This window comes from Nonomuraea jiangxiensis, from assembly GCF_900099965.1.
GTDB lineage: Bacteria > Actinomycetota > Actinomycetes > Streptosporangiales > Streptosporangiaceae > Nonomuraea > Nonomuraea jiangxiensis.
Genome location: NZ_FNDJ01000022.1, coordinates 86,575 through 110,533 on the forward strand (window position 1 = coordinate 86,575; position 23,959 = coordinate 110,533).

Here is a 23,959-nt window from a genome sequence, read left to right on the forward strand (position 1 = left end):
TAATGAAAGCAGGTGATCGTCCGAGGGTTAATCCCGACGATTCGGTTGCTGGTCATCGCAGCGTCAGACCGTATAGGCAGACCGTACCAGTATGTCCTGATTTGTGGTCACGATCGTGCGCGGACGCTCAATGCCGCCACCCCGAACAGGACCACGTCCTGGTCCGTGGCGATCGTGAGCCCGGGGTCGGCGCCGAGCTCGGCGCGGACCGTGTCCACGTCGGTGCCGAACGTCATCCCCGCCACGCCGCTGGACGAGCCGTCGAAGACGTTGGCGGCGTCGCGGTCGCCGCCCGCGGGGGTGAGCGAGCCCGAACCCAGCGAGACCCGGTCGCCCTTCAGGTCGGCGTCCCCCTCCCACGTCACCAGCTTCAGCCTGGCGGGAGAGGCGGCCGGGCTCAGCCCGCCCAGCGGCATCCGCACCCGCCGGGACTCGCCGCCGACCACCGCGGCGCTGTCGAGCACCACGGCCTGGCTGTACGGCTCCGCCGGATCAGTGACGATCAGCACCAGGCTCCACCCCGCATGGTGGGAGACCCCCTCGCGCAGCGGCGCGTCGGCCGCCCACCAGGAGCCGTTCTTGTGCGCGTTGGCGACCAGTCCGCTGACGTCGGCGTAGGCCTGGTAGACCGGCCCGATGGGCAGCTCGCGGGTGGTCACCTCGCTGGGCCGTACGGTCAGATAGGAGCGCCGGCCGGGCGGCCGGATCCTGATGGGCCCGGCCTGCTCGCCTCCGGCCGACCAGTAGAGCCCGGCCCACACGACCTGGCCGCCCTTCGGCAGCGACAGCCGGGCCGCGCTGGAAGCGGTGGTGCCCGGATCGCCGTCCCGGTCGAGGGCGGTCATCGGCCACAGGTCGTTGTCGCGCCGGTCGCCCTGGCGCCACCGGGCCTCCGAGCAGGCCGCGTCCGGCTCCGAGCAGCTCAGCAGCGAGTTGCCGATCGCCCTGACGGCCACCTTCCCGTCGGTGGCGAACCTGGCCGGCGCCCCGGTCGTCCGCACGCCCTCCTCGGCCCGCGCCCGGACGCTCACCGGGCCTGCCTCCACCCGGACGGCCGGTCCGGCGCCCTCCGGGGCCTGCTCCGCCACCCGTACCCGCAGGAACACCGCCGTGCCCCGGCCCGCCGCCAGCGGCTCCCTGTCGCAGCGGGCGCCGCTGCCCGATGGGCGGCAGGCCCAGCCGTCCACGGTGCCGACGGGGTCGAGGGCCCCGCCGCGGTGCTGCCGCCTCGCGGGCGGGATGAGGGTCACGCCCTCCGGCAGGTCGACGAACGCCACCACGTTCTCGCTCGGTGCCCGGCCGTGGTTGCGCAGGCGGAGGCCGACGATGCCGGGCTGGGCGCGTACCAGGGCGCCGAGGGGGTCGATCGTGGCGCGCAGCCGGGCCCGGGCCGGGGGCTCGCCCTTCGCGGGCGGGGGCACCTGCGTGGGCTCCTCGCTCGGCGTGGGCGGCGGCGGCCACGCCGAGGCGGGCGGCTGGGCGACCGGTGGCGTCACCGCCGGAGGCGCCCCGACCTTGACCGGCTCCGAGCCCGAGACCAGCGCGAGGACGACCACCGCGGCCGTGACGGCGGCACCGCCCGCCATCGCGGCCTGCTGCTTGGGCGCGTGGCGCACCCGGCCGAGGACGCGCAGCAGCCCGCCCGCGCCCGTGCCGGCCGCGCCGGACTTGGCCAGCGCCATCGCGTAGCCGCCGAACAGCGGTCCGGCGATCAGCGGCCCGACCATGACGCGCAGCCCGCGGTCGACGTCGGCCAGCTCCAGCAGCACCCCGTGGCACTCCTCGCAGGCGCTCACATGCTCGTCGACCACCTTGGAGTCGCGCCTGGCCAGTCCGCCCCGCACATAGGCGCCCATCTTGCCGAGCACGGGCCGGCACTGGTGCTGCGGCACCCCGTTGAGATGCATCTGCAGGTACGCCTGCCGCAACCCCTCACGCGCCCGGTAGGCCAGCGCGGCCACGCCGTTGGCCGACAGCCCCAGCAGCGACGTCAGGTCGGCGGGTTTGCTCCGCTCCACCTCGGTGTGCCAGAGCACGGCCCGCCACCGCTCGGGCAGCGACAGGAACGCCCGGGCGATCAGCGACTTCTCCAGCCCGACGAGCGCGGGGTCGACGAAGGGCACCCCCGGGTCGTACAGCTCGATCTCGCCCGTGCTCACCTGGCGGCTCTCGACCCTGCCGCGGTCGTAGACCGTGCGCCGCACCACGGTCAGCAGGTAGGTACGGAAGCCCGAGTCGGGGCCGCCGCCCCTGCCGACGAGGTCGAGGATCTTCGTGAACGACTCGGCGACCACGTCCTCGACCTCGGCGCCCCGGACGAGCTGCCGGGCCAGCGCGCGGGCCGCGGCGACGTGGCGCTCGTAGAGCCGGCCGAAGGCGGCGGCGTCGCCGTCCCTGACCGCCTGCAGCAGTTGCGCATCGCTTTGCGGCGAATCGACACCCATAGTGACCTCACGATTACACGGGGTTGCCCGCGCAATCATTCCGCATTCCCCGTCCTGACTAAACCGCGAGCGCGTCTTTACCTCGGGGCAGGTTCGATGGGCTCCCTGATCAGGACCCTAAGCTTGGACGCATGACGGATCGCGACAACCTCCTGGCCGAGATCAAGAACAAGGCCGTCGTGCACGGCAAGGTCACGCTCTCCTCGGGTCTGGAGTCGGACTTCTATCTCGACCTGCGCCGGATCACGCTCGACGGGGTGGCCGCGCCCCTTGTCGGCAAGGTGATGCTCGACCTGACCGAGGACATCGGCTATGACGCGGTGGGCGGGCTCACGCTGGGCGCCGACCCCGTGGCGGGCTCGATGCTGCACGCGGCGGCGGCCCGGGGGCGGACGCTGGACGCGTTCGTCGTGCGCAAGGAGCAGAAGGCGCACGGCATGCAGCGCCGGATCGAGGGGCCCGAGATCAAGGGGCGGCGGGTGCTCGTGGTCGAGGACACCTCCACGACGGGCGGCTCGCCGCTGACGGCGGTCGAGGCGCTGCGGGAGGCCGGGGCCGAGGTGGTGGCCGTGGCGACGATCGTCGACCGGGGCGCCAGGCGGCGGATCGCCGACGAGGGCCTCGACTACCGCTCCGTCTTCACCCTCGACGACCTCGGACTGTGACCGACGGCCCCAAGGAGGATCAGCCGTCGCCGAGGGGAGCGGGTGGCCGTGCCCGGTCTCAGCCCTTGTCGTCGGCCTTCGCCGTGAACGCCTCCCTGGTGCCCTGCTCGCCCTGATCGCGCGGCTCGCCGTTCACGGTGACGCGGACCGTGCCCGCGTCGCTGAGCACCACGTCGAGCTCGGGCTCGAAGTAGCTGACCTCCTCGCCCCCGCTCATCTCGCGATATTGCAGCACGTCGCCGCCCGGCACGCGCACCGTGACGGTGGGACAGGTGGCGGCCACGCACTCGATGCGCACGGTCGGCACCTGGGCGGCGGCCTCCCGTGAGGCGGTGCTGGGCGGGGCGGGGGTGGCGGCCCCCGCGCGCTCGGACTCCGGCGTGCCGCCGAACGAGCCGAGCAGGGCGCGACCGCCGATGACCAGGAGTGTCACCACGGCCCCTGCCGCCAGAACGGCGACCGTCAGGCGGGCGAGGCCCATCGGATCTGAGCTGTGGCGTCCCACAGTCGGCAGCGTACCGTTTGGTATGCCGCCGTTCTGGTCATTGCCACTGCTGGGTGTCTGTTCCGGATGAAATGCGGTGGTGCTTACCGTTGGGAGGGGGCAGGTCTCTGCCCTTCCGCCGGTTCTTGACGACCTCGACGATGATCGGGATCAGTGAGATGAAGACGATGAGGAACACTCCGGGCAGGATGTACTTGTCGATCTGCTTGGGATCGACCTCCGCGCCGAGGAAGTGGCCGACCAGGAGGAGACCCTCGACCCAGACGATGCCGCCGATGACGTTCCACAGGAAGAAACGTCGGGCGGGCATCTCCAGGACGCCCGCCACGGGATTCATGAACGTACGGACAATCGGCACGAACCTCGCCAGAATGACCGCTCGCGCCGGGCCGAACTTCTGGAAGAACTCCTCCGCCCGGAGCACGTGCTCACGCTTGAACAACCGCGAATCCGGTTTGTCGAAGAGTTTGCGGCCGAATCGCCCGCCCAGGAAATGCCCGAGCTGGGCACCGGCAATCGCGCACAACGGCGTGCCGATCAACAGGACCGGCAGTGAGAGCGGCGCGATGCCAATTCCCTGGGCCACCGACGCCGAGCTGAAAATCCCCGCGGCCACCAGCAACGAGTCACCGGGCAGGAAGAACCCGAGCAACAGACCCGTTTCGGCGAAGATGATAATGAGAACGCCGATGGTGGCGAATGCCCCCAACAGGGTCAGCCACCACGTCGGATCCAGGAGATTCCAGAGCCAGTCCACGCCGAGAGCCTACCTGTAGCGGGGACTCTCGACATGACCATCAGGCGCGCGTTGTCTCTACCGCATGGGGTAGTGAGCCCGGGATACTGGGGCTCGGCGCGAAGCCGAAACTTCTCAGGGAGATGAATCATGCCTATCGCGACTCCAGAGGTCTATGCTGAGATGCTCGACCGGGCCAAGGCGGGCGGCTTCGCCTATCCGGCGATCAACGTCACCTCGTCGCAGACGTTGAACGCGGCCCTTCGCGGCTTCGCCGAGGCCGAGAGCGACGGCATCGTGCAGGTCTCGACGGGCGGCGCCGAGTTCCTGTCCGGCACCACGGTCAAGGACATGGTCACCGGGGCCACGGCACTGGCCGAGTACGCGCGCGTGGTCGCCGCGAAATACCCCGTGACGGTGGCCCTGCACACCGATCACTGCCCGAAGGACAAGCTCGACGGCTACATGCGGCCGCTCGTCGACATCTCGCTGGAGCGGGTCTCCAAGGGCCTCGACCCGCTGTTCCAGTCGCACATGTGGGACGGCTCGGCCGTGCCGCTGGAGGAGAACCTGGAGATCGCCAAGGAGCTCCTCGACAAGTGCGCCAAGGCGCGGATCATCATGGAGATGGAGATCGGCGTCGTCGGCGGCGAGGAGGACGGCGTCGTCGGCGAGATCAACGAGAAGCTCTACACGACCCCCGAGGACGCGCTGGCCACCGCCGAGGCGCTGGGCATCGGCGAGCGGGGCCGCTACCTGCTGGCCGCCACGTTCGGCAACGTGCACGGGGTCTACAAGCCGGGGCACGTCAAGCTGCGGCCGAGCGTGCTGAAGGAGATCCAGGAGGCGGTCGGGGCCAAGTACGGCAAGGACAAGCCGTTCGACCTGGTCTTCCACGGCGGCTCCGGCTCGCTGCTGGAGGAGATCCACGAGGCGATCTCTTATGGCGTGGTGAAGATGAACGTCGACACCGACACCCAGTACGCCTTCACCAGGCCGATCGCGGACCACATGTTCCGCAACTACGACGGCGTGCTGAAGGTGGACGGTGACGTGGGCAACAAGAAGGCCTACGACCCGCGGTCCTATGGCAAGGCCGCGGAGACCGGGATGGCGGCGCGCGTGGCGGAGGCGTGCCAGAACCTCAAGAGCGCTGGGACGAAGATCTCATAGCACATGAGCGGCTCGGCGGGTATGACTTGTCCTATGGATAACCTTCTCGCCGGGCCGCCCCCGACTCACCTGCCGGACCTGCCCGAGGCCAGGGAGGCCCTCGAATCCGGTGCCAAGGCCTCCGACGTGGCCGCCCGCTTCCCCGCCTACCCGGCGGCCTGGGCGTCGCTCGCGGAAGAGTACTTCGCGCAGGGTCACGCGGTCACCTCCTACGCCTTCGCCCGTACGGGCTACCACCGCGGGCTCGACGCGCTTCGCCGCAGCGGCTGGAAGGGGCACGGGCCCATTCCGTGGGAGCACGAGCCGAACCGCGGCTTCCTGCGCTGCCTCCACGCGCTGTCCCGGGCCGCCCAGGCGATCGGCGAGAAGGACGAGGCCGAGCGCTGCCTGCAGTTCCTCAAGGACAGCACGCAGACCGGTTACGACGCGCTGACCAAGAGCTAGCCCTTGGGAGGTTTGGGTACGTTCGGGTAGTCTCTCTACGCAAGAGCCCCTGTCGCGCTTGCGCCAGGGGTTTTCGTTTTGTGCACGGGAGAGACAGAACCATGCCGGCTGCTGTTCTCGTAGGGGCCCAATGGGGCGATGAGGGCAAGGGCAAGGCCACCGACCTGCTCGGTGGCGACGTCGACTACGTCGTCCGCTATCAGGGTGGCAACAACGCGGGTCACACCGTGGTCATCGGGGACCAGAAATACGCGCTGCACCTGCTACCCACGGGGATCCTGTCGCCGCAGGTGGTGCCGGTGATCGGCAACGGCGTGGTCATCGACCCGGGCGTGCTGCTGGGCGAGATCGACGGGCTGGCCGCGCGGGGCATCTCCGCCGAACGGCTGCTGATCTCCTCGAACGCGCACCTGATCATGCCCCACCACAAGGCCCTCGACAAGGTCACCGAACGCTACCTGGGCAAGTCCAAGATCGGCACCACCGGTCGCGGAATCGGCCCCGCGTACGCGGACAAGATCGCCCGGATGGGCGTGCGGGTGCAGGACCTGCTCGACCCGGGCATCCTGGCCAAGAAGATCGAGGTCGCGCTGACCGAGAAGAACCAGGTGCTGACCAAGGTCTACAACCGGCGCGGCATCGACCCCGCCGCCGTGCTGGAGGAGTATCTCGCCTACGCGGAGCGTCTCAAGCCGCACATCGCCGACACGTCGCTGGTGCTGGCCAAGGCGCTGGACGAGGGCAAGTTCGTGCTGCTGGAGGGCGGTCAGGGCACGCTGCTCGACATCGACCACGGCACGTACCCGTTCGTCACGTCGTCGTCGCCGACGGCCGGGGGCGCGTGCGCGGGGGCGGGCATCCCGCCGAACCGCCTGACCAAGGTGATCGGCATCCTCAAGGCGTACACCACGCGGGTGGGGTCGGGGCCGTTCCCGACGGAGCTCACCGACGACATGGGCGAGTGGCTGCGGCAGACGGGCGGGGAGTTCGGCGTCACGACGGGACGCAACCGGCGTACGGGCTGGTTCGACGCGGTGATCGCGCGGTACGCGACCCGGATCAACGGGGTCACCGACTACTTCCTCACCAAGCTGGACATCCTGTCCGGCCTGGAGAGGATCCCGGTCTGCGTGGCGTACGACGTGGACGGGGTGCGGCACGACGAGATCCCGATGACGCAGACGGACTTCCACCACGCGAAGCCGATCTACGAGGAGTTTCCCGGATGGCAGGAGGACATCTCGGGCGCCAAGGTGCTCGAAGACCTGCCGCCGAACGCCCGCTCCTACATCAGGACGCTGGAGGAGATGAGCGGCGCCCCGATCTCGGCCGTCGGCGTGGGCCCCGGCCGCGACCAGACCGTGGTCGTGCGGCCCCTGGTATGAGGGCCTGAGGAGGATCAGAGCGTCAGGACGGCGGCGGTCATGGGCGTGTGGACGCTCCAGCCCAGGGTTTCGTAGAGGGCCCGGCCGGCCGCCGTGGCCACCAGGACGCCGTCTCTCGCGCCCATCGAGGCGGCCGTGGACGCCAGGGCCTGCATGACGACCGTGCCGAGGCCGCGGCGGCGGTGGCCGGCGGCCGTCTCGACCTGGTCCACCACGACCGTCCGGCCGGACGGGGCGAACTGGCCACGCGCCGCCACCTCGCCGGCCGCCGTCAGCAGGCGGGCCGCCGTGACGTTCGAGCGGGTCGTGATGGCCAGGGTGTAGCCCGCCGGGGCGCGCGGGGCGGCACGGGTCAGGGTCGTGGTCATCATGAACTCCGGGTCCTGGATGCGCCACTTGGAGGACAGGCCGGGAGCCACGGCCTCCGCAGGGGCGCAGAGCTTGAGCCAGGTGCCCGGGGTGGTGACCGACCTGGTCAGGCGGGTCAGGACCGCCGGGGTGGGATGCGGCACGATGTGCCGGGCCACGTGGTCCGGCAGGCCCACGTCCACTCTCAAGCCCCAGGGTTCGGGTACGGGGTCGGGTGCGTGGCGGGAGACGACCCACCCTTCGACCCATGCCCGAACTGTTGCGGGACGGATAATTGTGCCCCCACCCGTCATGATGTGAAGTTTATTGCAAGATAGTTGCATTAACTGTCAATAAAGCCCGTTTTGAGATGACAAGTGAGAGTCCAGCAAGCGAACGGGCGTAGCAGGATAAAAAGGACACGGCGTGGCACTGTCAGGTCGTGGCTCCCGGCAGGTAGGGTCCGGGTGTGCGCGTTGAGATTCATGGCCACCGGGGGGCGCGTGGCCTCTGGCCGGAGAACACTCTGCCGGGAATGAGCCGCGCGATGGAGCTGGGCGTGCATGCGCTCGAGTTCGACGTGGCGCTCACCGCCGATCGACGCCTCGTGCTCACGCACGATCTCACCGTCTCGGCGGTGACCAGTGCCGACAGGCGGCCCCTCTATGCCGATGATCCGCTCTTCCCCTATGTCGGCAAGGCGGTCAACTCGCTCACGCTCGCGCAGTTGCGCATGCTCGACGTCGGCGTGCGGCTGCCGCGGCATCCCGACGACCCGTTCGCGCTGACGCAGGTCGCCATGCCCGAGACCAGGATGCCCACCCTGGGCGCGGTGATCGGGCTGGCGAACGCCTACGAGGCGGAGAGCGTACGGCTGCACGTCGAGCTCAAGTCCGACCCCACCCGGCCGGCGCTGACGTCCGACCCCGCGGCCTTCACCGAGATGGTCCTGGAGGAGCTCGAACGGCACGGCCGGCTCGGCAACGCGGCCATCCTGAGCTTCGACTGGCGGATCATCGAGCACGCCGCCCGGCTGGCGCCGGGCATTCCGCGCTTCGCGCTGATCGAGCCGGACACCCTGCACTGGCACGAGGCCGCGGACGCCGACCTCCCCGCCGCCGCCAGGGACGCGGGGGCCACCACGCTCTCGCCCCAGCACGTCATGGTGGACGAGGCGTTGACGGCGCACGCCGCGACCGCCGGGCTCGACCTGGTCGTGTGGACGGTCAATGACACCGCGCTGGCGGAGCGGATGCTGGAGCTGGGGGTCTCCGGGGTCGTCACCGACTACCCCGACCGGATGCGGGAGCTGTGGCGGGAGCGCGGGCTGGAGCTGCCCGTGCCCGTGGCCCCGCTCCGCCCCGTCGGCGTGTGACCCGCGCCCAGCGCTGGCCGGAGGGCTAGAGCCAGCCGTTCCTGCGGAAGCCGCGGTGCAGCAGCACGCAGGCGGTGGCCATGAGGGCGAGCACCGCGGGATAGCCCCAGATCTGCTTGGTCTCCGGCATGAAGTCGAAGTTCATGCCGTAGATGCCGGCGATCATCGTGGGCACCGCGAGGATGGCCACCCAGGAGGAGATCTTGCGCATGTCCTCGTTGGCCAGCGCGTTCGAGCGGGCCAGCGCGGCCTGCAGGATCGAGCTGCACAGCTCGTTGGAGGACTCCACCTGCTCACACACCCGGGACAGGTGGTCGCCGACGTCGCGGAAGTATTCCCGCATGTCCTGGGGGATGACGCGGCGCTGCGGCAACGCCGCCAGGGGCGCCAGCAGCGGGGTGACGGCGCGCTTCATCTCCAGCATCTCGCGCTTGAGGTGGTAGATCCGGTTGATGTCACGGGAGCTGACGTCGGCGAACACCGTCGCCTCGACCTCCTCCAGCTCCAGCTGCATGAGGTCGGCCACCTGGAGGTACTGGTCGACCACGTGGTCGGAGATGGCGTGCAGGACGCCCGCGGGACCGCGGTTCATCAGCGCGGGCTTGTCCTCCAGGCGCTCGCGGACCAGCGTGAGCGGGCAGTGGCGGCCGTGCCGCACCGTGACCACGAAGTCCGATCCCAGGAACACCATGATCTCGCCGGTCGCGATGATCTCGCTGGTGGCGGTCAGCTCGTCATGGTCGAGGTAGGCGACGGTCTTCAGCACCATGAACAGCGAGTCGCCGTACCGCTCCACCTTGGGGCGCTGGTGCGCCTTGACCGCGTCCTCCACGGCCAGCGGGTGCAGGCCGAAGACCTCGGAGAGCCACTCCACCTCGGGGGCCTCGGGCTCGTGCAGTCCCACCCAGACGAACGCGTTGGGGCCGCCCTCGGCGGCGGTGTTGTACTCGCGTACGAGGTCGAGGGCCTCGACGATGCCCTCGGAGGTCACCTTCTGGCCCTGGACGTAGGCGCCGAACTCGACAATGGAGTCTACGGGGGGCACACGGACCTCATGAACCACCGGCTTGGGCAGCTGGCGCGCGGTATGCGGCTGCACGGGGTGGCGGTTGATGCGACGGAAAAGCGTGGACGAGCGCATGGCAGTCCCTTTCCGCCCGACCTGGCACGCTCCACGCGCGAGAAAAGGTCACCTCAATCGACGCAGGTGCGTGGAGGCACGATCAGGCTGCCGGATTGGAGTGGTCGGGGGTATGGAGGATGTACGTGCTGAGGCACGTACTGCTGGGATCACCAGGATTCATCCCGGACCACCTCCAATCACACGGGAATGCCGCAAAGCCGCCCTAACTTACCACAGGCGGGTGAACTTCTCTGACGATACTCGCCGGGGAGCCCCCGGCTCAGGTAGAACTCCACAAAGCTTGGTCCCTATTCCGGCATTCGGTGTGCACCAGGCCTGAGCGGGTGCCAGGCAGCGGGCCTGCGACAATGGACGGTGTGCGCGTTCTAGTCATTGGTTCCGGAGGGCGTGAGCACGCCCTGTGCCGTTCACTCAAACTTGATCCCCAGGTCAGCGAGCTCCACTGTGCCCCGGGCAACGCGGGCATCGAGGAGGTGGCGATCACCCATGCGGTCGACCCCCTCGACCCGACCCAGGTGGCCGAGCTGGCCGAGCGCCTGCGGGTCGATCTCGTGGTGGTGGGGCCGGAGGCGCCGCTCGTGGCGGGGGTGTCCGACGCGGTGCGCGAGGCGGGCATCGCGTGCTTCGGGCCGTCCAGCGAGGCGGCCATGATCGAGGGGTCCAAGGCGTTCGCCAAGGAGATCATGGTGGCCGCCGGCGTGCCCACCGCGCGCTCCCGGACGTGCGTCACCGAGCAGGAGGCCGCGGCGGCTCTCGACGAGTTCGGCGCCCCCTACGTGGTCAAGGACGACGGGCTGGCCGCGGGCAAGGGCGTGGTCGTCACCGGCGACCGTGACGAGGCGCTGGCCCACGCGCGCTCGTGCGAGCGGGTGGTGATCGAGGAGTTCCTCGACGGGCCGGAGGTCTCGCTGTTCGCGCTCTGCGACGGCAGCACCGCCGTGCCGCTGCAGCCGGCGCAGGACTTCAAGCGGGCCTATGACGGCGACGAGGGGCCCAACACCGGGGGCATGGGGGCCTACACGCCGCTGCCGTGGGCGCCCGACAAGCTCACCGACCAGGTCATGCGGGAGATCGTGCATCCGACGATCGGCGAGCTGGCCCGGCGCGGGCTGCCCTACCAGGGCGTTCTCTACGTGGGGCTGGCGCTGACGGCCGCGGGGCCGAAGGTCGTGGAGTTCAACGCGCGCTTCGGCGACCCGGAGGCGCAGGTGCTGCTCGACCGGCTGGAAACGCCGCTGGGCGGGCTGCTGATGGCGTGCGCGACCGGGGAGCTGGGGCTGGACCCGGTGTTCAAGGGGGGCTCGGCCGTGGCCGTGGTGCTCGCGGCGGAAAACTACCCCGCGGCGCCGGTCAAGGGCGACGTCATCACGGGGCTCGCGCCGACCGAGCACGCCTACGTGCTCCACGCCGGGACCAGGCGGGTCGGTGACCAGGTCGTCTCCGACGGCGGGCGGGTGCTGGCCGTGGTGGGCAGCGGGCCCGACCAGGAGAGCGCGCGCCGGCACGCCTACGACCTGGTGAAGAAGATCGAGCTGCGCGGCTCCCACTACCGAACGGACATCGCCCCATGAAGCACTTGCACTCCGGCAAAGTACGCGACCTCTACGAGCGGCCGGACGGGCTGCTGCTGATGGTCGCCTCCGACCGGATGTCGGCCTTCGACTATGTGATGGAGCCCGATATCCCAGACAAGGGGGCCATCCTCACGCAGATGTCGCTGTGGTGGTTCGAGCAGCTCAAGGACGTCGTCCCGCACCACGTCGTGACGCGGGGCGACGACGCGCGCAGCGTGGTGTGCCGGCCGCTGAAGATGGTCCAGGTCGAATGCGTGGCCCGCGGCTACCTGGCCGGCGGCGGGCTGAACGAATATCGGAGCGACGGCACGGTGTCCGGGGTGCAGCTGCCCGCGGGGCTCCAGGACGGCTCGCGGCTCCCTGAGCCGATCTTCACGCCGTCCACCAAGGCGCCCATGGGCCAGCACGACGAGCCGATCTCGTACGAGCGGGTCGTCGCGGAGGTCGGCGCGGAGACGGCCGCGGAGCTGCGGCGGATCACGCTGGCCGTCTACTCGCGCGGCGCCGAGATCGCTCGCGAGCGGGGCATCATCCTGGCCGACACCAAAATCGAGCTGGGCTGGGACTCCGAGGGAGTGCTGACCTTGGGCGACGAGGTTCTCACGCCCGACTCGTCGCGATTCTGGCCCGCCGACGAATGGGAGCCCGGCCACGCCCAGCCCGCTTTCGACAAGCAATTTGTACGCGATTGGCTGCTATCGCCCGAATCGGGATGGGACAAATCCTCCGGAAACCCCCCACCTCGGCTTCCCGAGCACATCGTCAAGCGCACGCGGCAGCGATACCTAGAAGCGTATGAGCGCATCACGGGGACTCCCTTTAGCGGATGATTCGGCAGGGGCATCGGGTGTTACCGACTACTGTTGGCCCGATCGAGCCTGACGTTGAATTCCAAGGAGCCGCACGAATGGTCCGTTACCGCGTGCGCGGTGGCAACGCACTGCGTGGAACCGCGTTCATACAGGGCGCGAAGAACGCCGTGCTGCCGATGATCGGTGCGGCTCTGCTGGCCGCGAAGGGCCGCACCGTTCTGCGTAACGTGCCGATCATCGAGGACGTCCGCCGCGCGGTCGAACTGGCCGAGGCGATCGGCGCCTACGTCGAGCTGCACGAGTCCGAGCGCACGCTGGTCATCGACGCGTCCAGGCTGAGCAGCCCGGTGCTGCCCGCGGAGATCGCCCGGCGCTTCAGGGGCTCGGTGCTGTTCACTCCCGCGCTGCTGCACCGGCTGGGCGAGGCCATCGTGGAGGGGGTCGGTGGCTGCAACCTCGGCAGCCGCAACCTCGACTTCCACTACCTCGGTTACAAGCGGCTGGGCGCCATCGTGGACGAGGGCGAGACCGTCATCCACGTCAAGGCGTCCGGCCTGACCGGCGCCACCCTCTATCTCGACACCCCCTCCCACACCGGCACCGAGAACCTGATCATGGCCGCCTCGCTGGCCAAGGGCACGACGGTGATCGAGAACGCCGCGCTCGAACCCGAGGTGCTCGACGTCATCGACATCCTCACCAAGATGGGCGCGCGGATCAGCGGCGGCGGCACGGGGTTCATCACCGTCGAGGGCGTGGACGAGTTGCACGCCGTCGAGCACACGGTGATGCCCGACCGGCTCGACGCGGGCGTGTTCGCGATGGCGGCGGCGATCACCGGGGGCGAGCTCAGCCTCGTCGGCACCGGGCTCGACCTCGGCGTCGTCCGCTACAAGCTGGAGCAGATGGGCGTCGAGTTCTCCCGCCAGGGCGCGGTCCTGCACGTGCGGTGCGAGGGGCCGCTGCGGCCGATCAACATCATCACCGACACCTACCCCGGCTTCGCGACCGACCTGCAGTCGCCGATGATGACCGTCGCGGCGCTCGCCGACGGCACCAGCTACATCCATGAGCGCATCTTCGACGGCCGGTTCGCCCTGGCCGGCGAGCTGAACAAGATGGGCGCCAACGTCGAGGTCAAGGGCAGCCGGGCCGTCGTCCGCGGTCGCACGCCGCTCACCGGGACGCAGGTGACGGCACACGACCTGCGCTCGGGGATAGCTCTCGTACTGGCCGCACTCGCGGCCGAGGGCGAGACCGTGATCGAGTCCGGATACCTCATCGATCGCGGTCACGCACATCTCGCGGCGCGAATGCGCGCGCTCGGCGCGGACATTACACGAGAGATTTCTGAACGCTAAAAAACGCACGAAATACCGCTTTGAGCTGCTAGGACATCTTGTCGGGCGGTCAACCAGAACGGCTTTCCGGAAAAGTCGGGCGTGACATTACGGCCCCCGCGAGCGATCGTTCCAAAAGAGAGCACTGCAACGGACGGCAGGATGGGACGAACATTGGTCGAGAGGGCCGAAGAAACTCCCCGAGTGTCACGCCCGGGCGCCATGACACCGGACCTCACCATCGGCGTGGTCGGACCCCACGACCTGGTCGAGCGAGTCATGCTGATGGGTCACGCCGCGGCTCCGCTGCCGTGTCGCCTGGTGGCGGCCGCCTACCGCGACGAGCAGGAGGCACCGGACAAGGTGACGCGGCTCGGTCCCGGCGTCGACGCATGCCTGTTCGCCAGCCCGGTCCCCTATGACCTGGCCAGGCGTTCAGGTGTGCTGACGATGCCCGCGACGTACGTTCAACTCGGCGGAGCAGCACTGGTGGCGGCGTTGGCCAAGGCCGCGCTCGACACCCGCATGGACCCGCAACGCGTCAGCGTCGACGTGGTCAGCAGGGCCGATGTCGAGGAGGCGTACACCGACCTCGGCATCCCGGCCACGGACGTGCACAGCCGCGACGAGCCGGGCGCCACCGGCACGATCGCGGCCTACCACGAACGTCTCGCCCGGCAGGGCGCGACCACCGGGGCGCTGACCTGCCTGCCCGCGGTGGCCGAGCGTCTGCACACGGCGGGCGTACCGGTCATCAGGATCAGGCCGACCTCCGCCGCGGTCCGCACGGCGCTGCACACCGCGGCGTTGCTCGGGGCGCATCACCGGCTGGAGGAGTCGCAACTCACGGTCGTGCTGGTGGAGGTGCCGACGCTGCGCGAGCCCGTGCGGCGTGCCGCGCCCCGCTACTGGCGCGACGAGTTGCGGCTGTCGCTGCACCGGCTGCTGGTCCAGGAGGCGAACCGGATCAACGCCACCGTCTGGCCGATCGACGATCACAGCTACCTGGTGACCGCCACCAGGGGGTCGATCGCGGCGGCCACGGACGGGTTCAGGGTGTTGCCGTTCGCCGCCAGGATCAGGGACGAGCTGGGGCTGGCGGTCGAGGTCGGCGTGGGGATGGGACGTACGACGCACGACGCGGAGTCGCACGCGCGGGCCGCCCTGGCCCGGACCCAGGCCGGAAAACAGGCGCAGGGGTTCGCGGTGGATCGGGAGGGGCGGGCACTGATCCCCGCGCCCCGGATGCCACCGACCGGGGCCACCGCGCTCAAACCCAAGGGAGTGGAGGTGCTGGCCCGGCTCGCCGCCAAACTGGAAGGCGGCGACACCGTGGTGGACGCGGAGGGCGCTGGAAAAATGCTGGGGGTCACCCCTCGTACCGCTCGACGGTTGCTGCGCACGTTGGTTGACGAGGGACTCGCGTGGCCGCTGCCGCCGAACCGCACACCGCAGCCGGGCCGGCCGCGACAGCTGTATCGGCTGATCGTGGAGAAACTCGGCCCCCGCTGACCGCGCGCGCTTTGCGTTCGGGTGCGCTTTGTGTTCGGGCGCGCTTCTGTTCAGGCGCGCTTCACGTTCGGGCGCCGCACTTGGGGCGGGCGGCTTGGTCGCCCGTCCCGGTGCGGGTCCTGACCAGGTGTGGGGCCTGGTCTGGTGCTCGTGCCGACGGACCGGATACGGTCGTGCTCGGTGTGACTTGGCGCTCGGCGTGGGCTGGCGCTTGGCGTCGGTGACGCCTAACGTGGATCATGTTCGGCGTGGGTCCGCCCCCATGTGCGGGTCCGTCGTCCCCTTCCCCTTCCAAGGACGACGGGCCCTCGGCGGGGGGCTGGGCTCAAACCCCTCCTCCTGTTACGGCAGGCCGACCTGGCGCCACCCGCCGCACGGCGTAGAGGGCCTCCAGGGGGACGACCGCTGACCCGCACGGGGCGGGCCGCCGTAACGGCGCACCGTGGGCCGATTACCAGGTGAATCGTGGGCTGATGGTGGCGAGCCACCAACTCTGCGTCGCCGGCTGCCCATGAGGCTGATCGAGGTTTGGGTGACTGGTGGACGGCCGTTGCATTGACAAGCGCTGTCAACTTTGCTAACTAACCTATTGACTCTTATGAAGTTATTGGTTGACCCGTGTAGATGGGGGTATGTTCTTCGACGCCCCCGATCGACGCGATTCGGACGGGGGCGCCAAATTTTCCGGGTGGACCTACCGCTTGAGTGCGTTGAGCCTTCCAGACCCTTGAATGCGTCCGGTCGTGTGGGCTTCGTGTTCGTTTCTGGCTGCCTGTGCTTGCTTCCGGCCAGCACCATGTGCGCATGCGCTGAGGGTTGGCGGAAGAATGAGGGTTCATAGTACGGATTGGTGGGTTTTGGGTTGATCCACTTCCTCATTACGGGCTTGATGTTTCGACGGTGATCCCGGCAGCCATCGTCCTCGTCCGGGAGCTCCAGGACAGGCGGGTTGCTCACTGTCACCGCATCCGTGCGGGCCGATTTTCCCCGCGGTGGCGAGTTGATGGCATACGTCCAGGAGTGGCCTGGTTCCAGTACGGGCTGTGCGGGGCTGTAGAGGCGCTGGAGGCGCTGTCAGGCCCGGGTCGCCTCCAGGGTCAGCAGGCGCATGCGATGCCCGATGTCGGGGCTGTCAGCGCGTCCACCGGGCGGCGGGTGGTCCCCGAACGGGTTTCCACCGGGAAACCCTCCCTGGCCCAGTACTCGAAGCCGCCGAGCATCTCCTTGACCCGATAACCGAGCCTGGCGAACTCCAGCGCCGCCCGCGTCGCGCCGTTGCAACCGGGACCCCAGCAGTAGGTGACGACCACGGCGTCCTTCGGGATCAGCGTGGCCGCCTTGGCGGCGATCTCCGCGGTGGGAAGGTGTACGGCGCCCTCGATGTGCCCCTGGTCCCAGCTCTCCTGGCTGCGCGAGTCGACGACGACCAGGCCGGGCACCGCCGCCGCCAAGTCGGCGGCCACGTCCGAGACGTCGGTCTCGAAACCGAGGCGGGCGGTGAAGTGGGCGATCGCCTCAGCGTTGGTGGGAGTTGGGGTGGCGGTGGCGGACATTGGGGTTCCCTTCGACGATGAGGGGATCCTGGCAGGTCAGGGCAGGAAGGGAACAGTGGCGGGAAAGCCGCCTATCGCTGATATCCCGCCACATTCCGAAGTCCGATACCCGCAGGCGTTCTGTCACACTTGCCCGCTACAGTCATGAGCCATGAGTTCAAACGCCCCTGACAACCGTGCTCCACTTCTGGTTTGGAGCGCGTTGGCGATCGTCTACGTGGTGTGGGGCTCGACGTACCTCGGCATCAGGATCACCATCGAGACGATGCCGCCGATGCTCAGCGGCGCCTTGCGGTTCGTGACGGCCGCGTTGCTGCTCGCCGGCTTCCTGGTGATCCGGAAGGGGCTCGCGCCGTTCAGGATGTCCTGGCGCCAGTTCGGCGGAGCGGGGCTGGTCGGGTTACTGCTGCTGACCGGCGGGAACGGCATGGTCGCCGTGGCCGAGCAGCACATCTCCACCGGCCTGGCCGCGCTGCTCGTGGCGTCGGTGCCGCTGTGGCTGGTGGTGTTCCGGCTCGTGGTGAGGGACCGGCCGGCGCTGCTGACGGTGGCCGGGGTCCTGGTCGGGCTGGCCGGGGTGGCGGCCCTGTCGCTGAACGGGGGCGGCGAGTCTGCCAGCACGACGGGCGTCGTGGTGATCCTGCTGGCCTCGCTGTCGTGGTCGATCGGGTCGTTCCTGTCGGCGCGCATCCCGATGCCCGACAACGTGTGGGCGGCCAGCACGGTCGAGATGCTGGTCGGCGGCCTGGGGCTGCTCGTGGTCGGCCCCGCGCTCGGCGAGCGGCTGGACCTGGCGGCGGTCTCGGGACGTTCGTGGGTGGCGCTGGCGTACCTGGTGCTGGTGGGGTCGCTGGTGGGGTTCACCGCCTACACGTGGCTGCTGGGCAACGCGCCGATCTCGCTGGTGTCCACGTACGCGTACGTCAACCCGGCCGTCGCCGTCCTGCTGGGCATGCTGGTGCTGAACGAGCAGGTGACGACCCAGATGATCCTGGGCGGGCTGGTGATCCTGGCGGGCGTCGCCCTGGTGGTGTCCACCGAACGACGCGCCAAGACCAGGGCCCCGGTGCCGGACAAAGTCACCGTCTGAGAGCCAGAAGCGAGTACGGGCACCCCCGGCGCCCGCCGTGCTGCCCCCGGCCTGCGGCGCCGCGCCGCCCGGCGGCAGCACGGAAACGATCCTGCCGGGGAGTGGGCCGGCTGGCGGCAGCACGGAGGCGCGAGCCTGCGGGGCGGGCACAGGCCAGCCGCGACGCGGAGACGCGAGCCGACAGCGCGGAGGCGCGAGCGGTGCGAAGACGCGACCCAGCAGCGCGAAGACGCGACCCGGCCGCGCGGAGACGCGACCCAGCACGCGGAGGCGCGAAGGCGCGAGCCGACAGCGCAAAGACGCAGCCCAGCGACGAGGAGGCGCCACCCGATGGCGCGGAGACGCGAAGGCGCGAGCCTACGGGCGGGCACCGGCTGGCCCCGACGCGGAGACGCGAGCGGCAGCGCGGAGGCGCGAGCCGAAAGCGCGAAGACGCGGCCCAGCGACGGGGAGGCGCCACCCGATCGCGCGGAGACGCGAGCCAGCAGCGCGGCGGCGCGCAAACGCGACGGCAACGCGAAGGCACGACCCAGCAGCGCAGAGGCGCGACCCAACGACGCCGAGACGCGGAAACGGGAGCCGGGGGCGCGGGGCCGGCCGGCTGTGGAGGCCGGCCGGGGGCATGGGGGGCGGCTAGCGGTGTGGGTACTTTTTGGCGACGGCGAGGAAGGCGTCGTTCGCCTCTGGGTCGCCGATGGACACGCGTGCGCCTTCCCCCTCGAACGGCCGCACCGCCACCCCCTCGGCCGCGCAGGCCGCGGCGAAGTCGAGGGTGCGTTCGCCGAGCCTGAGCCAGACGAAGTTCGCCTCGGAGTGCGGGACCGTCCAGCCCTGGGCCAGCAGCGACTCGTGCACCCGGGTGCGCTCCTTGACCACCCGTTCGACCCGCTCCAGCAGCTCGTCCTCGGCCTTCAGCGACGCGATGGCGGCGGCCTGCGCGATGTGGTTGACGGCGAACGGGATGATCGTCTTGCGGACGGCCGTCGCCACCGGCTCCGGCCCGACCACGAAGCCGACCCGCAGCCCCGCCAGCCCGTACGCCTTGGAGAACGTACGCAGGACGCAGACGTTCGGCCGGTCGCGGTAGAGGGTGAGGCCGTCTGGGACGTCCTCGTCGCGGACGTATTCGCGGTAGGCCTCGTCCAGCACCACCAGCACATGCTCGGGCACCCGGTCCAGGAACGCCTCCAGCGCGGCTCGCCGGATCGCGGTGCCGGTCGGGTTGTTGGGGTTGCACACGAACACCATGCGCGTCCGGTCGGTGATCGCCTCCGCCATCGCGTCCAGGTCGTGGTCCTCGCCCGCCAGCGGCACCCGGACCGACGTCACCCCGGCCAGGTCGGCCAGCAGCGGGTAGGCCTCGAACGACCGCCACGCGTACACGACCTCGACCCCGGGCTCTCCCACCGTCTCGAACAGCTGCTGCGCCACCGTCACCGACCCGGCGCCGAGCGCGATGTGCTCGACCGGCACCCCGAACCGCTCCGCGATCGCCTCGGTCAGCTTGATCGCGCCCGGGTCGGGATACCGGTTGACCTGCCGCGCCGCCTCGGCGATCGCCCCCACCACGGACGGCAGCGGATCGTACGGAGACTCGTTGGAAGAAAGCTTGTACGACCGCCCGTCGGAGGTCGCGACGGCCTTGCCCGGCTTGTAGGCGGCCATGGTGTCCAGGATGTGGCGGAAACGAGGCATGGCCTAACCATAGAAGGCACGACGACGTGAGGCATCAACCAGGTCCCACGGGTCCCACCCACTCCCCGCAGCCACCGGTCACGAATCCCTTGTCCATCTGCAGAATGGTCACCGGCCCGGCCGGAGTCGATCACGTCGCCGCGCCGGCCCGACAGCCCTCCCACCCTGGCCCAGCTGCCTTTCCGGTCCCGGGCGGTGTAGGTGCCGGGCTCGATGTCGGTGCCGACGATGAGCGGGTGCGGCAGGTCGAGGTCGGACCCGCCGCCTCCCGGGGCCGGCTGGTCACGCGATCAAGCGTGCCACCGGGGTGCCCGCCGGGAAGACCCTGGCGTCGCGGTGGGTCAACGGCGCAGGGCCAGCACCAGCACGACGGCCACCACGGCCATCACGGCCAGCGCGCCGGCGATGATCAACAGGGAGAGCGATGCCATGATGTCCACGACCTCTCGTTACGGCTGGGGTGCCTGAGGTTCGGGATCATCTCATGGGCCGGCGCCTGACGAGCCGGGGGCGGGCTATTCCTTGAGGCTGCGGAGCATCGGCGGGTGGAGGAGCTCGGCGGGGCCGCGGCGGAAGAGCTTGGCCGGGCGCCCGCCGTCTCTGGTGGTCGTGGCGCCCGTCTCCACCAGGAAGCCCTCCGCCTTCGTCACCTTCCGGTGGAAGTTACGGGGGTCCAGCACCCGTCCCCAGACGATCTCGTAGACGCGGCGCAGGTCCGCCACCGTGAACTCCGGCGGGCAGAAGGCCGCGCCCAGCGACGTGTATTCCAGCTTGGCCCGCGCCCGCTCCACCCCGTCGTGCATGATGCGGCGGTGGTCGAAGGCCATGACCTGCAGGGAGTCCACCGGCTGCCAGCTCATGTGGGCCTTCTCCGAGGCGGGGAGGTCGGGGGCCAGCCCCAGGTAGGCGACGCTCAGCACGCGCTGCCTCGGGTCGCGGTCGGGGTAGCCGTAGGTCTGGAGCTGCTCCAGGTGCACCGGCGCGCCGGGGAGGCCGGCCCGCTCCGCGAGGATGCGATGGGCGGCCGCCGGGAGGTCCTCGTCCAGTTGAATGAAGCCGCCGGACAGCGACCAGCGCCGCAGGAACGGGGGATTGTCGCGGCGCCACACCAGAGCGCTGAGCGCCTGGTTGCGCACGGTGAGCACGACCAGGTCGACGCTGACCGGGATGCTCGGGACCATGGACCGCACGTTACACGCAGTCGCGGGGGGGGAGCGAACAGTGCGACCGGCGCGCGACCTTACGTCAGGACGCGCACGTGTAAGGGCTCGGTCGTCGACAGCCCCGAGGGCACCTTGACGGTGATCCTGATCCACTCCCCGGTCGGCACCTGGCTCCAGTCGAACGGCACCCAGGCCGTGACCATGCCCTCCGGCATCTCCTCCAGCGGGTCCTCGTCCAGCCACCCCACCGCGGACACGACCTGGTCGTTGGTCCCTCCGGACCACTGGATGGTGACCGTGGAGTCACGGAAGTTGTAGCCGCGCACCTCCACCCCGTCCTGGACGTCCCGGGGCCGCCTGATGGCGTCCACCGCGATCGGGCGCTGCCAGTCCCTGGTGATCTCGGTTTCGAGCGAAGGATTCCCGCAGGTCATGAAATCGCTCCACATATAGGAGACGATCTTCTGCACGTACCGCCCGGCCATCGTCACGGCCTGGTCCAGGCGTTGCTTGTCGGTCTTGCCGCGTGTCCCGGTCGGCGCGCACGGCTCGGCGCCCGAGGGCTCGAAAGCCTCCACGTTCGCCCAGAGCTGCACCTTGTGACCGGCCCTGAGCATCTGGTCCCGGGCTTCGGCCATCGCCCGGTAGTAGTCGCGGGTCGACCCGTGGTACGCCGTCTCGTACGTCGACTCCCCCACCACCGGCCGCAGCCGCTCGTCGACCTCCGTGTCGCTCTCGTCCGGCCAGAACAGGCCCACCTTGCCGGTCCCCCGGCTGTCCTGCGGCGCGATGATGCCGACCCCGGTCTGGGCCAGGGCCGTGAAGGCCTCGGCCACCTGAGCGGGCGTCTGGCCGAAGGCGACCCGCTTGCGCGCGTCCAGGTAGGGGCTGATCAGGATGGGCTTGCCCGGTAACTCCTGCTCCACGATCGTGTGCTGGTCGGCGTAGACCTCCAGGGTCGGGTTCGAGGTCAGGGTGGCGGCCATCTGGACCTCGAACGGCTGGTAGACCCCGCCCAGCGAGTCCCGGTCGGCGAAGCGCGCGCCGTAGTCCTGAAGGACGCGCCGCGTCAGCGTGGTGAGCGTGCCGATGTGGTGCTTGTTGGCCCTGGTCGGGACGTCCGGGTCGCGGGGGGCCAGCGGCAGCGCCGGGAAGATCCGCATGCCGAACTGGTCGCCCAGGCTGAGCAGTTCGGTCAGGCTGTCGGTGGCCGAGCCGGCCACCAGGATCATGTCGTAGGACGCGGCCTTGCTGGTGAAGTCGCAGGTGGGGTCGTCCGAGCCGTCCGCCTGGGTGATGAGGCGGAAGTAGATCCGCTTGCCCACCCTGATGCCGTGCTCCATCTCGGGGCAGCGGAACACCCCGGGGCCGAACGACTCGTCGGTGCGGTAGACGTAGGTACGGCCGATCCGGTTGCCCGGGTTCGCCGCCTGAAGGTCCCGCTCGGCGGCGTCACGACAGGTCAGGCCGTCTTCCTGGCACGGCTTGTAGAGGGAGTCGACGTCGCCGTCCTTGGTCAGCACCTCGCCGCTGTCGGACGTGGTGCGGAACTGCAGGCCGTACCCGATCCTGATGATCGTGTCCCCGCCCAGCCGGTGGATCTCCTGCAGTTGCGAGCGCCAGGTGCAGGGGTTCGACTTGGGAGTGATCCAGTAGCCGGTGACGGCGTACGGGGCCCGCTCGCCGGTGTCGAACGTTCCACAGGAGTCGGTGAACTCCGTGACCTTGGGGGTCGGCCTGTCACTGGGGTGCCGGGGCGCCGCCGAACGGGTGGCACTGGCGCCCGGCTCCTCGGAGGACCTCGGCAGAATGATGATCACGGTGGCCACCACTGCCAGCATGGCTACGCCCACGACCAGGAAAAGCCAGCGCACGTCTGGAACCTACCCGCCCTCGATGTCTACGGCTTGACCCCGGCCCACGACTCCAGTTGGGCGACGAAACGCTTGGCCGAGTTGGGCCAGTGGTGGTTCGCCCTGGCCGCCGCGTAGCCGCGTGCACCCTGCGCCCGCCGCTCGCGTACGTCGTCCCGCAGCGTCAGCACCGCCTGCGCCACCGCCTTGGGGTCCTGCCAGGGCACCACGACGCCGCTGTCGTAACGCTCGACCAGTTCCACCGCGCGCGGCGACGGCGTGGTGATGACCGGGATGCCGTGCGCCATGTACTCCACGATCTTCGTAGGCATCGAGTGCCGGTAGTTGGGCTCGTCGTGCAGCAGTGACAGCCCGGCCAGCGCGCCGTCGAGCCGCTTGAGCGCCTCGTCGTTGGGCATGAAGTCGCGCCACTCCAGCAGGCCCTCGGTGACCGCCTGGTTGAGCACGGGACGGCTCTGCGGGTCGGCGTATCCGATCAGCTCCACGCCCACCCGGTAGGGCTGCAGCAGCTTCGCCACCTCGACGGCCTCGGCCACTCCCCTGGCCCGCGACAGCCAGCCCAGATAGACCACCCGGTCGTCGCCCGGCGGCGTGACGGAGTCGGGCACCCAGGTCTCGTTCGGCACGATGAGGTGGGCGTGCTTGAACCGGCCCGCGTAGGCGGTCTCGGCCAGTAACAGGTGCATATGGCGCTCGGCGGTGCCTTCGAGCACGCGGGCGAGGAAACGTACCGGCGGGCGCAGCGGCGAGGGCAGCCACGGCTTCAGCGAGAGCGTGGCCGGGGTGTCCTCGTGCACGTCCCACACCACGGGCGGCCTGTTGCGCACGCCCCAGACCGCGAACAGCAGCTCGGGGTCGTGGATGAGGACGAGGTCGACCTTGTTCCGCATGCGTCTGAACAACCGGCGCGCGGCGCGTACCGCGGCTACCCGCTTGCGCTGGGAGGCCCTGGGGAGATCGACTCCGTTGACCCACGGTCTGGGGACCACGCCGTGCGCCGTGAACGACGCTGCGTACGTGACCTCATGACCGGCATCCACCAGAGCACGAATCTGCCTGTGCAGAATCCGAGCATCCTCGGGGTTATGCACCACCGTCATGACGAGCACGTGCACTGCGCGCAGCCC

20 protein-coding genes and 1 pseudogene are annotated in these 23,959 nt (G+C 69.9%); 10 read left to right on the forward strand and 11 right to left on the reverse strand.

The window, feature by feature from the left end; translation table 11 throughout:
• Nucleotides 1–107: 107 nt before the first annotated feature.
• Nucleotides 108–2,444: a sigma factor gene (locus BLS95_RS38030; RefSeq protein ID WP_090943203.1), complete on the reverse strand. Its 2,337-nt coding sequence runs from the start codon at nt 2,442–2,444 to the stop codon at nt 108–110.
• 131 nt (nt 2,445–2,575) lie between these two features.
• Here BLS95_RS38030 and pyrE point away from each other — a divergent pair, with 131 nt between their 5' ends.
• Entirely contained in the window at nt 2,576–3,109 is a 534-nt protein-coding gene (gene pyrE, locus BLS95_RS38035; protein WP_090943205.1) for an orotate phosphoribosyltransferase, read from the forward strand.
• A 58-nt stretch (nt 3,110–3,167) separates the two neighbouring features.
• Here pyrE and BLS95_RS38040 read toward each other — a convergent pair whose 3' ends face one another.
• Both BLS95_RS38040 and BLS95_RS38045 read right to left on the reverse strand, forming a co-directional pair.
• On the reverse strand, nt 3,168–3,614 hold the full coding sequence (locus tag BLS95_RS38040) for a RodZ domain-containing protein (protein WP_143044016.1): 447 nt from the start codon (nt 3,612–3,614) through the stop codon (nt 3,168–3,170).
• A gap of 37 nt (nt 3,615–3,651) precedes the next feature.
• Nucleotides 3,652–4,371, reverse strand: coding sequence for a DedA family protein (locus tag BLS95_RS38045; protein ID WP_090943211.1), 720 nt, complete (start codon nt 4,369–4,371; stop codon nt 3,652–3,654).
• Nucleotides 4,372–4,500: 129 nt separating this feature from the next.
• Here BLS95_RS38045 and fbaA point away from each other — a divergent pair, with 129 nt between their 5' ends.
• The 3 genes from fbaA to BLS95_RS38060 all read left to right on the forward strand — a co-directional run bounded on the left by fbaA (nt 4,501) and on the right by BLS95_RS38060 (nt 7,352).
• Nucleotides 4,501–5,523: a class II fructose-bisphosphate aldolase gene (gene fbaA / locus BLS95_RS38050; RefSeq protein WP_090943214.1), complete on the forward strand. Its 1,023-nt coding sequence runs from the start codon at nt 4,501–4,503 to the stop codon at nt 5,521–5,523.
• A 33-nt stretch (nt 5,524–5,556) separates the two neighbouring features.
• The gene (locus BLS95_RS38055) at nt 5,557–5,967 is read left to right on the forward strand and encodes a DUF3151 domain-containing protein (protein WP_218136187.1); all 411 of its coding nucleotides are present in this window, start codon (nt 5,557–5,559) and stop codon (nt 5,965–5,967) included.
• A gap of 101 nt (nt 5,968–6,068) precedes the next feature.
• Nucleotides 6,069–7,352: an adenylosuccinate synthase gene (locus BLS95_RS38060; RefSeq protein ID WP_090943217.1), complete on the forward strand. Its 1,284-nt coding sequence runs from the start codon at nt 6,069–6,071 to the stop codon at nt 7,350–7,352.
• A 14-nt stretch (nt 7,353–7,366) separates the two neighbouring features.
• Here BLS95_RS38060 and BLS95_RS38065 read toward each other — a convergent pair whose 3' ends face one another.
• A complete protein-coding gene (locus BLS95_RS38065; RefSeq protein WP_090943220.1) occupies nt 7,367–7,903 on the reverse strand; it encodes a GNAT family N-acetyltransferase in 537 nt (178 codons plus the stop codon).
• Nucleotides 7,904–8,169: 266 nt separating this feature from the next.
• On the opposite strand from BLS95_RS38065, the gene BLS95_RS38070 reads away from it, so the two are divergent.
• A complete protein-coding gene (locus BLS95_RS38070) occupies nt 8,170–9,075 on the forward strand; it encodes a glycerophosphodiester phosphodiesterase family protein (protein WP_090943222.1) in 906 nt (301 codons plus the stop codon).
• Nucleotides 9,076–9,100: 25 nt separating this feature from the next.
• Here the strand turns inward: BLS95_RS38070 and corA are convergent, their stop codons facing one another.
• Nucleotides 9,101–10,120: a magnesium/cobalt transporter CorA gene (corA, locus tag BLS95_RS38075; RefSeq protein ID WP_245765529.1), complete on the reverse strand. Its 1,020-nt coding sequence runs from the start codon at nt 10,118–10,120 to the stop codon at nt 9,101–9,103.
• Between the two features lie 455 nt (nt 10,121–10,575).
• Between corA and purD the strand changes: the two genes are divergently transcribed.
• From purD to BLS95_RS38095, 4 genes are all read left to right on the forward strand, one after another.
• Nucleotides 10,576–11,790 carry a phosphoribosylamine--glycine ligase gene (purD, locus tag BLS95_RS38080; protein WP_090943472.1) on the forward strand — a complete coding sequence of 405 codons (1,215 nt, stop codon included), beginning with the start codon at nt 10,576–10,578 and terminating at the stop codon, nt 11,788–11,790.
• On the forward strand, nt 11,787–12,623 hold the full coding sequence (locus BLS95_RS38085; protein ID WP_090943228.1) for a phosphoribosylaminoimidazolesuccinocarboxamide synthase: 837 nt from the start codon (nt 11,787–11,789) through the stop codon (nt 12,621–12,623). Before purD ends, BLS95_RS38085 begins: the two co-directional genes overlap by 4 nt.
• A 77-nt stretch (nt 12,624–12,700) precedes the next feature.
• Nucleotides 12,701–13,966 carry a UDP-N-acetylglucosamine 1-carboxyvinyltransferase gene (murA, locus tag BLS95_RS38090; RefSeq protein ID WP_090943231.1) on the forward strand — a complete coding sequence of 422 codons (1,266 nt, stop codon included), beginning with the start codon at nt 12,701–12,703 and terminating at the stop codon, nt 13,964–13,966.
• Between the two features lie 201 nt (nt 13,967–14,167).
• Entirely contained in the window at nt 14,168–15,457 is a 1,290-nt protein-coding gene (locus BLS95_RS38095) for a GTP cyclohydrolase IIa (RefSeq protein ID WP_090943234.1), read from the forward strand.
• 1,097 nt (nt 15,458–16,554) lie between these two features.
• Here the strand turns inward: BLS95_RS38095 and BLS95_RS38100 are convergent.
• Nucleotides 16,555–17,010, reverse strand: a complete 456-nt coding sequence (locus BLS95_RS38100) for a rhodanese-like domain-containing protein (protein WP_090943237.1) — start codon at nt 17,008–17,010, stop codon at nt 16,555–16,557.
• A 202-nt stretch (nt 17,011–17,212) separates the two neighbouring features.
• Between BLS95_RS38100 and BLS95_RS38105 the strand changes: the two genes are divergently transcribed.
• On the forward strand, nt 17,213–18,100 hold the full coding sequence (locus BLS95_RS38105; RefSeq protein WP_245765530.1) for an EamA family transporter: 888 nt from the start codon (nt 17,213–17,215) through the stop codon (nt 18,098–18,100).
• Between the two features lie 633 nt (nt 18,101–18,733).
• Here the strand turns inward: BLS95_RS38105 and hisC are convergent.
• The 5 genes and pseudogenes from hisC to BLS95_RS38125 form a co-directional block, all read right to left on the reverse strand.
• The gene (hisC, locus tag BLS95_RS38110) at nt 18,734–19,795 is read right to left on the reverse strand and encodes a histidinol-phosphate transaminase (RefSeq protein WP_176993598.1); all 1,062 of its coding nucleotides are present in this window, start codon (nt 19,793–19,795) and stop codon (nt 18,734–18,736) included.
• Between the two features lie 128 nt (nt 19,796–19,923).
• A pseudogene (locus BLS95_RS60195) lies at nt 19,924–20,040 on the reverse strand (Rv1352/Rv1906c domain-containing protein); the annotation flags it as partial.
• A gap of 270 nt (nt 20,041–20,310) precedes the next feature.
• A complete protein-coding gene (locus BLS95_RS38115; protein WP_090943240.1) occupies nt 20,311–20,976 on the reverse strand; it encodes an NUDIX hydrolase in 666 nt (221 codons plus the stop codon).
• Between the two features lie 59 nt (nt 20,977–21,035).
• Nucleotides 21,036–22,832, reverse strand: a complete 1,797-nt coding sequence (locus BLS95_RS38120; protein ID WP_090943242.1) for a DUF4434 domain-containing protein — start codon at nt 22,830–22,832, stop codon at nt 21,036–21,038.
• A gap of 26 nt (nt 22,833–22,858) precedes the next feature.
• Entirely contained in the window at nt 22,859–23,947 is a 1,089-nt protein-coding gene (locus BLS95_RS38125; protein ID WP_090943246.1) for a glycosyltransferase, read from the reverse strand.
• Nucleotides 23,948–23,959: the final 12 nt, after the last annotated feature.

Bases quoted from the DNA above. Each gene is read 5' to 3' on its own strand.
- BLS95_RS38030 (WP_090943203.1), bottom strand. From the start codon at position 2,444: ATGGGTGTCGATTCGCCGCAAAGCGATGCGCAACTGCTGCAGGCGGTC.
- pyrE (WP_090943205.1), top strand. From the start codon at position 2,576: ATGACGGATCGCGACAACCTCCTGGCCGAGATCAAGAACAAGGCCGTC.
- fbaA (WP_090943214.1), top strand. From the start codon at position 4,501: ATGCCTATCGCGACTCCAGAGGTCTATGCTGAGATGCTCGACCGGGCC.
- BLS95_RS38055 (WP_218136187.1), top strand. From the start codon at position 5,557: ATGGATAACCTTCTCGCCGGGCCGCCCCCGACTCACCTGCCGGACCTG.
- BLS95_RS38060 (WP_090943217.1), top strand. From the start codon at position 6,069: ATGCCGGCTGCTGTTCTCGTAGGGGCCCAATGGGGCGATGAGGGCAAG.
- BLS95_RS38085 (WP_090943228.1), top strand. From the start codon at position 11,787: ATGAAGCACTTGCACTCCGGCAAAGTACGCGACCTCTACGAGCGGCCG.
- murA (WP_090943231.1), top strand. From the start codon at position 12,701: ATGGTCCGTTACCGCGTGCGCGGTGGCAACGCACTGCGTGGAACCGCG.
- BLS95_RS38095 (WP_090943234.1), top strand. From the start codon at position 14,168: ATGACACCGGACCTCACCATCGGCGTGGTCGGACCCCACGACCTGGTC.
- BLS95_RS38100 (WP_090943237.1), bottom strand. From the start codon at position 17,010: ATGTCCGCCACCGCCACCCCAACTCCCACCAACGCTGAGGCGATCGCC.
- hisC (WP_176993598.1), bottom strand. From the start codon at position 19,795: ATGCCTCGTTTCCGCCACATCCTGGACACCATGGCCGCCTACAAGCCG.
- BLS95_RS38115 (WP_090943240.1), bottom strand. From the start codon at position 20,976: ATGGTCCCGAGCATCCCGGTCAGCGTCGACCTGGTCGTGCTCACCGTG.